The organism is Formosa sejongensis (assembly GCF_033447105.1).
GTDB lineage: Bacteria > Bacteroidota > Bacteroidia > Flavobacteriales > Flavobacteriaceae > Formosa.
Genome location: NZ_JAWQUN010000002.1, coordinates 1 through 13,473 on the forward strand (window position 1 = coordinate 1; position 13,473 = coordinate 13,473).

The 13,473-nt window shown below is 31.8% G+C and carries 8 protein-coding genes and 1 CRISPR repeat array; of the genes, 4 read left to right on the forward strand and 4 right to left on the reverse strand.

The window, feature by feature from the left end:
• Nucleotides 1-141: 141 nt before the first annotated feature.
• Nucleotides 142-660 (forward strand): type II CRISPR-associated endonuclease Cas1, encoded by a 519-nt coding sequence (gene cas1, locus R6X41_RS02245; RefSeq protein ID WP_318497784.1) that lies wholly within the window; start codon nucleotides 142-144, stop codon nucleotides 658-660.
• Nucleotides 651-980, forward strand: a complete 330-nt coding sequence (gene cas2 / locus R6X41_RS02250) for a CRISPR-associated endonuclease Cas2 (RefSeq protein WP_318497039.1) — start codon at nucleotides 651-653, stop codon at nucleotides 978-980. The genes cas1 and cas2 overlap by 10 nt, the downstream gene beginning before the upstream one ends.
• A 104-nt stretch (nucleotides 981-1,084) precedes the next feature.
• Nucleotides 1,085-3,488: a CRISPR direct-repeat array (repeat unit 36 nt; unit sequence AATATCGTGTTTTCTAATCTTTAATCAAACCACAAC).
• A gap of 20 nt (nucleotides 3,489-3,508) precedes the next feature.
• Here the strand turns inward: cas2 and cas9 are convergent.
• From cas9 to R6X41_RS02265, 3 genes are all read right to left on the reverse strand, one after another.
• Nucleotides 3,509-7,882 carry a type II CRISPR RNA-guided endonuclease Cas9 gene (cas9, locus tag R6X41_RS02255; RefSeq protein ID WP_318497040.1) on the reverse strand — a complete coding sequence of 1,458 codons (4,374 nt, stop codon included), beginning with the start codon at nucleotides 7,880-7,882 and terminating at the stop codon, nucleotides 3,509-3,511.
• Nucleotides 7,883-8,495: 613 nt separating this feature from the next.
• A complete protein-coding gene (locus R6X41_RS02260) occupies nucleotides 8,496-9,788 on the reverse strand; it encodes a DUF445 domain-containing protein (RefSeq protein ID WP_318497041.1) in 1,293 nt (430 codons plus the stop codon).
• A gap of 119 nt (nucleotides 9,789-9,907) precedes the next feature.
• Nucleotides 9,908-10,519 (reverse strand): DEAD/DEAH box helicase, encoded by a 612-nt coding sequence (locus R6X41_RS02265; RefSeq protein ID WP_318497042.1) that lies wholly within the window; start codon nucleotides 10,517-10,519, stop codon nucleotides 9,908-9,910.
• Nucleotides 10,520-10,650: 131 nt separating this feature from the next.
• Here R6X41_RS02265 and R6X41_RS02270 point away from each other — a divergent pair, with 131 nt between their 5' ends.
• Complete coding sequence (locus tag R6X41_RS02270; protein ID WP_318497043.1) at nucleotides 10,651-11,379, forward strand: hypothetical protein; 729 nt, start codon at nucleotides 10,651-10,653, stop codon at nucleotides 11,377-11,379.
• 77 nt (nucleotides 11,380-11,456) lie between these two features.
• On the forward strand, nucleotides 11,457-12,110 hold the full coding sequence (locus tag R6X41_RS02275) for a hypothetical protein (protein WP_318497044.1): 654 nt from the start codon (nucleotides 11,457-11,459) through the stop codon (nucleotides 12,108-12,110).
• Nucleotides 12,111-12,255: 145 nt separating this feature from the next.
• Here R6X41_RS02275 and R6X41_RS02280 read toward each other — a convergent pair whose 3' ends face one another.
• A complete protein-coding gene (locus R6X41_RS02280) occupies nucleotides 12,256-13,299 on the reverse strand; it encodes an MFS transporter (protein ID WP_318497045.1) in 1,044 nt (347 codons plus the stop codon).
• Nucleotides 13,300-13,473: the final 174 nt, after the last annotated feature.

Here is a 13,473-nt window from a genome sequence, read left to right on the forward strand (position 1 = left end):
CTCAATCGAGATATACTATGGCCATTGGATCTTTGTTCATTCATAAGGCTAAGGTAAAGTTTTTAGAAGCTAAAGCGAAATGCACTAAAGTACATAGTTTGAACTACCTTTGAGACCAATCAAGGTTTACTATTAGCTCAGATAACATCCAAATCTAATCATTTAGATTTTCTTTCAAGCAAGGTATTAAGCGGAGACACCTCTAATATGGAAGCCGTAGCGGCTAGTTACTATTGGAAAGCATTTTTCGAAATTAGTTTTAAAAGAGAACGTTTTGGAACATATCCCAATAATTTTTTAAATTATGGTTATGCCATATTAAGAGCAGCAACTGCTCGGGCACTATCCGCCAGTGGATTATTAAATACTTTAGGCATACATCATAAAAGTAAGTACAATGCTTTTGCCTTGGCAGACGATATTATGGAACCGTTCCGCCCAATTGTAGACGAAGCTGTACATAACATTATGCAGCATTGCGATAAAGAAGAGCTAGATACAGAAATAAAATCTTTACTTCTACAAATACTTACCAAAACCGTCTATTTCAAAAATGAAAAAAGCCCTTTAATGGTAGCTCTACAAAAAACAGCAAGTTCGTTGCAGCAATGTTATTGCGGCGAGCGAAAAAAAATGAAGTACCCCAAATTATGGAATTAAACGGATATAGAATTATGTGGCTATTTGTGTTTTTTGATTTACCTACCGATACGGCTAAAGACCGAAAAAATGCCTCCGGTTTTAGAAAAAATCTACTAAAAGATGGATTTAATATGATGCAATATTCGGTTTATATGCGGCATTGTGCAAGTAGCGAAAGTGCTGATGCCCATGAAAAGCGAATTAAACATTTATTACCACCTCTAGGCAAAGTAAGCGTATTAAGAATAACCGATAAACAATTCGGAAAAATAATGAATTTCTGGGGAAGGGCTGAAGTCCGCAAGGAACCTCAACCCACGCAACTCGAATTGTTTTAAATAAAAAAACGCATCAATCTTGCCTTATCACTGCAAAAAAGAAGCGTTTTTTTAAACGATATTCACTATTAAACACATGGTAATCAATACACAACAGCTTAACTAATATCGTGTTTTCTAATCTTTAATCAAACCACAACCGCCGAGCTGTAACCGAATTACAGATTATTAATATCGTGTTTTCTAATCTTTAATCAAACCACAACACTTCCTAGATTGTTTAGAATCTTAGAAACAATATCGTGTTTTCTAATCTTTAATCAAACCACAACATAGTTGTCTTGTCATAATTAAAATGGTATAATATCGTGTTTTCTAATCTTTAATCAAACCACAACATTCTAATGGCTGTATGTAAAACATACGGCAATATCGTGTTTTCTAATCTTTAATCAAACCACAACGTCGTGCTTAAAATGTGATCGGATGTAATAAATATCGTGTTTTCTAATCTTTAATCAAACCACAACGTTGGAGAACTTAATAAGCAACATGCCGAAAATATCGTGTTTTCTAATCTTTAATCAAACCACAACACATGATCTACTACTACACCCGTGTAGCTAATATCGTGTTTTCTAATCTTTAATCAAACCACAACATAATTTGATTTCTGCTACTGGCATCATTTAATATCGTGTTTTCTAATCTTTAATCAAACCACAACGTTTGTATGAAACAGTCTTCTTTAATTGATAATATCGTGTTTTCTAATCTTTAATCAAACCACAACATGTTCGCATCAATGTGTGTTGATGCGTTGAATATCGTGTTTTCTAATCTTTAATCAAACCACAACTTACTGGTGACGTTTTAGGAGTAGTCAAGGAATATCGTGTTTTCTAATCTTTAATCAAACCACAACATCTTAACCACGAATAAAATTGAAGTCTATAATATCGTGTTTTCTAATCTTTAATCAAACCACAACTCGATTTATAGGATTCAGTAAATGAATATTAATATCGTGTTTTCTAATCTTTAATCAAACCACAACCATTTGCCAGTGCAGAGCTTCCAGAAGAAAATATCGTGTTTTCTAATCTTTAATCAAACCACAACTGCAGCACGGCGCATGGTGTTTGTAGGCTTAATATCGTGTTTTCTAATCTTTAATCAAACCACAACGATATAGTAGTAATGCAGAAGTTGATACAGAATATCGTGTTTTCTAATCTTTAATCAAACCACAACAGTCCTGCGGAGTTAAAAGGAATGAAAGATAATATCGTGTTTTCTAATCTTTAATCAAACCACAACGATAAAGTGAATATTAACGAGGCTATTTTTAATATCGTGTTTTCTAATCTTTAATCAAACCACAACCTCTTTTACCTCCTTACCGTCCGAACCCTTAATATCGTGTTTTCTAATCTTTAATCAAACCACAACACGGTGAACGCTATGAAAAAAGGAGGTTCAATATCGTGTTTTCTAATCTTTAATCAAACCACAACATTGTCACTTGCAGGGGGATCGCTTGGTTCAATATCGTGTTTTCTAATCTTTAATCAAACCACAACTATAGAAGCGATTTAACCGCTAGTATTAGAATATCGTGTTTTCTAATCTTTAATCAAACCACAACTTACACAAGGGGGCGGACGTCCTCTGGTGAATATCGTGTTTTCTAATCTTTAATCAAACCACAACTCGTTACGGCGTACAGGAGCGTCGCGGTTAATATCGTGTTTTCTAATCTTTAATCAAACCACAACTTAATAGTTGTAATTTGAATTATATACCAAAATATCGTGTTTTCTAATCTTTAATCAAACCACAACTTTGGTTGTTTCCTATTCATCGGACGTTTTAATATCGTGTTTTCTAATCTTTAATCAAACCACAACACTTTCGGCAGAAGTACATTTTTTACTAAGAATATCGTGTTTTCTAATCTTTAATCAAACCACAACCAGTTAATATCAGCTGTGTTAATTAACACAATATCGTGTTTTCTAATCTTTAATCAAACCACAACAATGTCCTGCCAGAACGTGTTCATGTTATAATATCGTGTTTTCTAATCTTTAATCAAACCACAACCCTTCATCACCTGCGGTTCAAAAAAAAATAAATATCGTGTTTTCTAATCTTTAATCAAACCACAACACATTTAAAGAGCCTTCTAATTCATGATATAATATCGTGTTTTCTAATCTTTAATCAAACCACAACGCGTTGCATATCATATCGCTGTAAATTATAAATATCGTGTTTTCTAATCTTTAATCAAACCACAACTATTTAACATCATATCCTAATAAACTAAACATTATCGTGTTTTCTAATCTTTAATCAAACCACAACTGTGAACCCTCCTATTACAAACATTCAGAAATTATCGTGTTTTCTAATCTTTAATCAAACCACAACATCATCAATGCGGTTAGGGTAGCAGCACCAATTATCGTGTTTTCTAATCTTTAATCAAACCACAACCATCTACGAGACACTTTAAAGTTTTCAGTTATTATCGTGTTTTCTAATCTTTAATCAAACCTATGTCAAAGAACTAAATGTAAAATTTATATTTTCTCAAATTTACCTGTTGGTAATACTTTAAAATCAATACCTTCAATAAAAGCAGAAAATTGATTGTGATTCATTTTACGTAATGGTTTCTCTTCATTTAATTTAAAAGTACCATCTGGTTTAAATTTATCTTTTTTAATATCGTCTGCCTTTCTAGCCTCTTTATAATATCTCAACTTGATATCTCCATATTCATCAACCTTACCTGATTTCCTAGTAACTCTATTAATAGACAATCCTTCTATAATATAAATGCGATTCCTAAAATCTAATATTTCTGTAATATCCTTTGGGGTTTCAGTGTCTCTTTCATAAAAAACAACTTGTTGTCCTTTTTTTAAAACCACATCTCGATTATTACTTTTAGCAATTGTCATATCTACCATATTGCCTTTAATTTCTTTTGATTTAAATAAAGGATAAAAACCTTGATCTTGCTTTATCAATTTGGAAACATCAAAATTATTTATGAGTTCAAAATCCTTTTTACCGCTTAATTCATAAATAGCCATACAGTAGTTTTCGTCATTTTGCCCATAAACCATTTGCTTGTGTTCATGTCTTGATTTAGATAACAAACTATGTTTCTTTATTTCTAGAGGATTTTTCACCGAATTGGAATAGACTCGTACTTTTTTAATAGGCACATGCTTTTCCTTATTCATCCAAACAATTTCAGTTAATTTGTTCTTTTGCTGTGCGTTTGAAGAAAATACTAAAGTTTTTTCTACTATAGCCTGTTTAATCTTTTCCCTAACAACCTCATCGATTATATTTTCAACATCATTTTTGCTAAGACTTTCTAAATCTTTTCTAATAACATATCTAATATCATCATTATTTAATGGGTCTTTAATAGCTCCATAAATACTGTCTTGATGCAGTGAACCCCTTACCGTATCTCCTTCTTGATATCTAGGTATTCGATTCCCCTCATTATCTAACTTATAAATGGTCTTTCCTTTAGAATCTGTTTTAGCTATTGCTTTTCCATTAATATCTCGCTCAATTTCTGCTACATATTGCTTTTTGCCTCTTAGTCTAACTATTTTTTTAGATTGTTTTTTTAATTTGTCTGGCGTATAATGAGATACTAAAATTTCTTCTTCTAACTTTTCTAAATCCTCTTTAAACGTTTTCCAAGGTTTTGCTACTTCAATAATAGCCTTAGCTTCTTTTTTATTTTGTTCATCTTCAAGCTTCCAAGCATTTGCCAAAACATCATATTTGTCTTTAGTCATACAGGCTATGGTTATAGCATCAATGGTATGATGTGTATGACTGCTTCTATCTTTTGGTTTATATTGTTTAAAGCCATTTTTATCTATATAGGATTCTTGAATTCCCCATTGTTTTCTGAACTCCGCAACCATACCTCCTTTTACAGATTCTACTCTTTTAAAATACGATTTTAAATAAGCTTGGGCATAACGGGTAATAATTCCCGTATCTGGAATTTGACTATTTTTAAAGCCTGCTTTTGGTTCTTCCAAAATAAATCGGTCGTACTTTTCTTGTAAATAATTGCGTTTTAGGTTTAAATAATGTCTTCTACGTATCTTTTTATCTTTTGCCTCTTTAGTTGCAACAGACTTAATAGAACGTGTAATAATTTCTATTTCCTTTGCATAATTTTCTGCTTCTTTTTTCCAATGTGCTATTCGGGGAAGTATTTCTAAATGATTTACCAATTCAAAAGGCATTTTACTCCCTTTAATGTCTCTATTAAACGCTTTGCTACAAAGCGTTTTATTCATCTGTGAATTATCTTGCGAAATACTTCTAGGAATCGTATGCTCAATATCAAAATCTGGATTACTACCTATAATTTGAGAAACGCCTATACAATTGCCTTCTTCGTATATCTCTTTTTTGTCTTGTTCAATCCATAGCTGATAACGTAATATATCATCTTCTGTTGGTTCAACGTCTTTATGGTTTTCCTCTAAATAAAGTTTCTTTATTTCTTTTATAGCATCTTCGCGTTTCTTTTTATTTTCATTCTGATAATCTTGAATCGCTTTTCGTTTATTTGCATTATTAAGTTCACGAGCCATTTCTATATGGATTATCGTTTTTTCATCTATTAGATCTTCCAAAATTAAAGTATTCAACACTTTTCGTAGTTGATGTAACGCGCGCATTGCCATTGGATTTTTAATTGAAGCTGTTATTGGGCTTCCTAAAACCACTTTTTCGTTACCATTTTCATCTTTAATTAATTTCTTTTTAAAAACATCTATATCTGAAGGATGATACAGATTAGTTAGTTGCTTTTCATTGGCACAATAAATCTGTCCATCTTCATTATTACCCAAAATGAAATCAATTACTTTTTCATCTAGCCTCTTAATTTTAGCATATTTATAAACTTTTAATTGCTTTATGAATAAGTTATAAGTTTCACTTCTAATAATTTCTTTGTTAACGCTATCTTCAATTTTAAATCTATTATAAAATGGAACTAATATGTCATTTAATTGTTTTTCATATAAAGGTTTTGACTCTTGGGAATAAAAATAATTATTCTCTTTGCTGTCTTTTATTATAGAGTTAATAATACCTAAACGTACATTTTCAAATGTATGATTTTCAATAATCTTTGCAATTCCATGTTGAATATTTAATCTCTCTTTCTCATTTCCCCATATTTCTTTATCAACTACTTTCTCTATGTTTGCCATAAATACAGCGTGAGAATATAGCAAACCTTGCTTGAGATAAGGTGTAATTTTAGTTATAGCATTTAGGCTTAAACCTGAAAAATCTTTTTTTAGATTAATTTTACTAAAGGCTTTAGAAGTTCTTTCATTCAATTTTAATTTTTCTTTTGCAAAGTCGTATAAGTAAGCATCCGAAGTTGATACCGAAAGTAAGTGCCATAAATCAGTATAGTTTACTGTCCTGTTTACTTCTTGATTTTTCGAATTATACGTTTTATAGATGTATGTTTTTGTTTTCCACTCGTCTCCAAAAATAGTTTTTAATGAAGCCGAAACTGGACATCCAGAAACCGTATCTGTTGGCCTATAATTAAACCAATAATGATAATCGTTCCGTTTAGATGATTTATAAAATCCGAAGGAAGCACCTTTTTCAATTAATTCCTTGGCTAAATCCTCAAAATTGAAATGCACTTTTTTTCTTAAAAATTTTGGAATTATTAGCATTTTCTCATCATGAGTTAAAAATCGCATCACTTTTTCTGATTGCCTTCCTATTTTTATAGTATTCAAATAAGTCCACATTCTGTATTCTTCAAAGTCTGGATGAGAGACAGCACACCGTGATTTATTTTTTTCAAAGGAACATTTGCCAAGTAAACCTTTTTGAGATTTTAAAGGACGTTGAAAAAAAATAGCTCGATATAAATCTCTTACTAATCCTGAAAACCGTTTTTCAGGTAATTTTTCGCTTTCATTAATATCCTGAAGCCCTTGTGCTTTACATATAATTACAAATTCTTCTAAATAATGCTCTTCTCTTGATGTATATTGATTCCTAATTCTCTCCTTATTATATAAACTATAAAAATACTGTCCAAGTGTTTTATAATTTCCATCAGCCATAGCTTGAGAAATCTCTTTAATTTTCCCTTTTACTTTTCCTAAATCCTCTTTTTTGTTTAATCGTGCAATAAGTTCATCATTACATTTTTCAAAATCAGTTCTATTTTTATTTATGATGGCTTTTAAAGAATTATATAACGTTCTCAGCTTCTTTTCGCCTTCGTCTAAATCTTTTATAAAACCTGTTTTATTACTATCATCAAGAATTCCAACGTTTTGAAAATAATCTTTCAATTCTTGTAAAATAGCATCAGGAGAATTTAAATCTTCAATTTGATTTTGAATCTGTGGACAATGTTCTTCAAAAATTCCTTCTGCAGATTGATCTAATCGATTACTCAAAAAACCTCGTCTTTGTGAGATATGGTATAAGGCTCTACCTAACTCAAATAAAGAAACTTTTTGCTTACTCGCTCTATCTCTAAATGCATAAGGATTGGTATTGCTATCTTCACTAGTTCTCAACCATTTTAAAAATTCTGGATTTAGAGGATAATTTTTAAAACCAGATTTTTTCCATTCTTTAACCTCATCGACAGACAATGGACACATTCCATTTTTAGAAAGCACTTTTAAAGTTTCATACTTTCTTAATTTTCTTCTGTATTTAAGTTTTCTTGCACTTCTAAAACCTGTACGTTCTGCCGCACGCGAACTTTCAATACCTTTTTCTGTTTTTACCCCTTCCGAAAATATTCTTACACCCTTATCAATTAAAGAAAATTCAGTATCACCTTTTTCTACTACAGCCCAACCAATCGAGTTAGTCCCCAAATCCAATCCTAAAATCTTACTCATAATGCCAAAATTTATATCCGACATCAAAATACAAAAAAGTTTATTGTCCGCTTTACGGAAATCCGTAATGCCTATTAAAATTTATTTTCTATATTTGGAATAGATTAAAATTTCTAATCTTTAATCTTATCACAATAAGGCTATATGCCGTAGACGAAAGTCTTAAGTCCTGCTTCGGTGGGACTTTTTTATGTGTGTGTTTTTAGATTAAAACGAATCTTAAATCGAGTTAGAAGGAGTTTAGGTACACAAACCATCAGTACTTAATAGTGGTATGTATTTAACATAGAATTTTAGTTTTAAACAATTAATTTAGTCACAAAAAAAATAACACTATCCCTAAGTTATAAAACAAACTATAATAATGCAAATGATTAATATCTATATACCAAGTATATACCGACTATATAACATATTAATATAATAACAGCTTACAACTAACAGCGAAGAACTAAAAAAAACTGTACTAACATAATTCATATTAAGAACAGTAAACTATAAAAGCAAATGAAGCATACAGAATTACACACAAAAGAACACCCAAAACCGTTTCAATAATAAAAAGATTATATATACAACATCAATATAATACCTATCCAAAAAACCTATTAAATTAATGAATATCTAAAACATAAATTTTAAATATCATAATAATCATCCCCACAATACCACCAACGATGGCACCGTTTAAACGAATATATTGAAGATCTTCCCCGACTTTACTTTCAATTTGTTTTACCAATTCTACATTCGATAGTTTCTCTAAACTTTCACCTACCAATTCCCCTATTTTATGATGATGAGTTTCTATAAGTTGAAGTAAAGTGGATTTTAACCACAAGTCCGTTTGTTCTATTTTTGAAGCATCGTCGTGAAACGAATGTAACATAGTATTCACTTTATCGCGTATTAATAACGTGTACTCATTTTCATCTTCAAACAAATTCTCTTTAATCATCGCTTTTAATCGCGTTAAGGCTTGCTTCACAATACCTGAATCGACTAAACGTTCTAAAAATTGTTCTCCAAACTCATTAACATCGGCTTGAGCCTTTTCGTCTCCAGAAGTTAATCGTTCTCCATATTGGTAAAGTTGCTCATCTAAAGCGATAACAATTTTATGATTTTCCGGATCGTCTTTAATATCTTCTATAAGTTGAATTAATTGAGCTTGAATACCTTCAGCAATACGTTGTGGTTTTATTGCACCAAAAAGCTGCCCAGCACCAACTAACCATCCTTTTATTTGGGAACCTTCTTTTTGCTTATTCACTAAAACTTGCACTTCGGCAACTAAAAATTCTAAAGTAGAATCTAAACTTACTTTATCTTTCACCACATCTAAAAACACGTATAAAATACGATAATGATCTTTCTGATTTACGGTTTGCTTTAATAAATCTCCAAGTGGTTTTGCTAAATTATTACCTTTAACAGCTGGTCTGATAATGCCCTCCAACGTATGAACAACATCTTCATGATCTAATTTTAACACTAAAGCCTCTAATTCGGGTTTTAAAGTTTTTCGAATAGTTTCTTGATTATCGGCTTCCAATAAATAATCGACTATAGGTTTTGCCAAAGATATTGCCGAAATCTTATCGCGAATCATGTCTTTAGACAACCATTCGTTATTTACTAAATCGACTATACCAGCCGAAAGTTTCTCACGACTTTTAACAATAATGTTAGTATGTTTTCTAACTATAGGAATAGGAATTTCCTGAAACAAGGCACGAACAGCAAACCAATCGGCTACACCACCAACAACGGCAGCTTCAAAACCAGCAAGTAAAATATCGAGAGCGTTGCCTTGGTAAATATTTAAGTATTTTAAAACCAAACATCCAGCCATACATATAACGGCGATGGCCAAGGAGCGATTTCCTAATCTGTTTTTTTTCATGACAACTTCTATTTACAAGACAAGGTTATAAAAAAAACTGAGATACGATATCTTTATTCAATTAAATACAGACTGAAAAGCATCCAACCAAAAAAAGATAATGCAATATATTGTTTAGTCTAAACTTCAAACTTATAAGCATCAAACATAAAAGAGTTTTCAAAACGCTCTAATCTAGAATCAAAAGCATCTGCAAATACGGCATATTGACATTTATTGACACTTTCTGCCAAACGTAATACTTCGTTATAGGTGTTTTGACGGATTAAGAACTGAGCATCTTCAATACAAATTAATTGCACATCGGTTAAATGAATACTATTTAAAAAGTACAATTTATTTAAACGCTTTACAGTCGCAATTAAAATATCTGTACCCATATAAATTTCGTTACGCTGTGTCTCAATTATAAGTTCGTCGTAAATGCAATACACACGTAAATCTGTAGGTTTAGTAAAAACATCAAATTTCTCTTTTAGCGCCAGAGCTTCTGCTTTATCTTTTACTAAAATAATAGCTCTAGGAGCATCTCCAACAGCTTCGCCTTGTAATTTCTGAATTACACTTAAAACTATGGCGGTTGTTTTTCCGCTACCTTCTGCTCCAATACCGAAAACATTTGCTCCACTTTTTATTGTAGAAAGCACTTTTTTCTGCAACGGCGTTGTAGTTTCAAATTCTAAATGATCTAGAGTTTCTTTAAGAACAGGAAGTATTTTTTTAAAAGACATAAATTTAAGATTATTTTGAAGTTGCAAAGAACGTGCTTATACAGTCTCCTACCTAATTTGAAGACGGTTTTCAATACGAAACTAAATTGAGTTCTCTTTTTTATTCTAAAGTATCCTCTTATTTTTGCTAGATGAGTGACGACACCTTACCAAAGATAATACAGAACGACGATGAGCAACTGCAACTTCAAATTTCTATTGAAGCCATTAAGCAAGAACTTGAAACAATTACAATTCAAATTCAAGCTTTCGAAACTGTTTTAAGACAACATCTTACTGATTATATTATAGAATCGCAAGAACTAAATACGCTTTATAAGCAACAAAAACGCGCTAAAAAAGATAAGCGTTTATCGCAAAAACAGCGTGGGAAACATTATATATCGCCTACAGGCTTGCAAACTAAAATACAAGAGGAACCGTCGAATTCTAATTTAGATTCTGAAACACTTCAGCATAAAAAACGCTTATATCGTGAAGCGATGTTACAAGTGCATCCAGATAAATTTAGTTTATCTCCGCACGAGCAAGAATCGGCTACAGAGATTACAACTCAGCTTATTCATATTTATAAGAATGAAGATTTAAATGCCTTGCAGACATTTCATGCACACATTTTTTCGGAGACTCTAGGTTTAAATTTAAACGATAAAACGGTGACTAAACCTTCAATTAACAAAATGGAAGCGTTGCAATTCACATTAAAACAATTGGAAATAGAACTGCAAACAATAAAAGAATCGGAACTTTATAATATTATTTCGACTTATCAAAATCCGTTACATTTTATAGATGAATTGATTTTGTATTACAAAGACAAAATTGCGAAATTAAAAAAACGTACCCGTACAAAAAATTAACAATTTCCTTAAAACGGAAACAAATGAGAAGTTTTATATTTGCTCAAAATTTTGAAATACATAAAAACACATATCACATGAAAAAAAATTACATCAGTTTAGTGATTTTCGCACTTTTTACAAGCATAGGTTGGGCTCAAGACTTCAATGTTAACTTATATGGATCGTATACGTTCGCAGATAGTTTTGATTCTTATTACGATGCTAACAATTATTACGATGGAAAAATTGAAGACGGATTCCAATGGGGAGTTGGTTTAGAGTACAAGGCCGATCTTCTTACCGGTGTTGAATTATTATATCTGCGTCAAGATACTACTGCTCCTACATCTTACTTAGATCAGGGCTTTTTTCCAACTTTACAAACTACAAATTTTGATTTAGCAATTAATTACATTTTACTTGGTGGTACTCGATATTTTGGAGCACCTGATTCTCAATTACAAGGATTTGGAGGTTTAATGGCCGGTGCTGTAATTGCAAATTTAGAAAACCCTAGAAATGGAAATACTGAAACAGCTACCAAGTTTGCATGGGGCGCTAAACTAGGAGGAATTTATTGGATGAGTCCTAAAGTAGGTATAAAAATGCAAGCACAATTATTATCTGCGGTACAAACTATGGGAGGTGGATTTTACTTTGGTGGCTACGGAGGTTCTGTTGGTTTAAGTACATACTCTACAATATACCAATTTAGTTTAGGTGGTGGTTTAGTATTTAATATGAACTAAATCTCTTTTTAGATTAATCAACCATTTAAATCATAAAAAATCCCGAGCAGTTCTGTTCGGGATTTTAGCTTTTATATACTTATAGCTTTCATTTTATATCTTGGAAAATTAAAATACACGTATTTATAGGTAAATCTCTTCGGCATCAAATCCTTCTTTTATAAATTAATTGCACCAACAGTATCAATACTGAAAGTACCAATCCTAATACAGAAACACCAATCCATTGATAGTATTCCCAAGCCAATGCTCCTAAAGTTGTCCCTAAAGCACCACCGATAAAAAACGACACCATATAAATAGTATTTACTCGATTTCTACCCTCTGGATTCTTTGAAAAAATGATATTCTGATTGGTAATATGTAGTGCTTGCATACCTAAATCAACTAAAACAACTCCTATAATTAAGCCAAAAATAGAATACCCTGAAACTAGAAAAATTATCCAAGACACTATAAGTAGTAAAGCCGAGAAAAGAATGATACGATTTTTCGGGAATTTATTGTTCAATTTTCCCACAACAGTTGCGCCTAGCGCTCCCACCATTCCTATTAAACCAAATAATCCAGTTATGGTACTTCCATATCCAAAATGGTCTTCCATTAAAAATACTAAAGTCGTCCAAAAGACACTCAAGCCTGCAAAAGCCAATGCGCCACGAAGCGATGCTAACCGTAATTCTGGCTCTGTTTTAAAATAATGAATCATCGATTTCAATAACGTCCCATAACTTCCTTTAAAATGCGGAGTCAGTCTAGGCAACTTAAACCGAAGCAATATAAAGAGCAGGATCATTAAAGCAGTAGCTGCAAAATACATAGTTCGCCATCCAAACTGTTCTCCTACAAATCCACTAATTACACGACTACCCAAAATACCAATTAACAAACCGCTCATTACAATACCAATGGCTCGTCCGCGTCCTGCATCGTCACTTAATTGTGCAGCCATCGGCACGAAAAGTTGTGGCAAAGCTGAAGTAAAACCAATAAAAAAACTACTGATTATAAGCACCCATAACGACCCTGCGGTAGCCGCAACTAGCAACGAAATAACCATAAGAACAAAATCGATCTGTAGTATTTTATAATTAGAAAGTTTATCTCCTAACGGAATTATAAAAAACAAACCAAACGCATATCCTAATTGTGTGCTTAAAGCAACTTGACTTACTTGAGATTCTGTCACGCCTTAATCCACGGCTATTTGATGTAATAACGGCTGGTTATAGTACAAATTTGCTACTACTAAACCAGCCGAAAAACTCATTAAATATAAAACCGAATTACTTAATTTGTTCATAGTATATATTATGAAGCAAAATTAAGCAAAAATTCTAAACATGAATACTTCTATAACTAT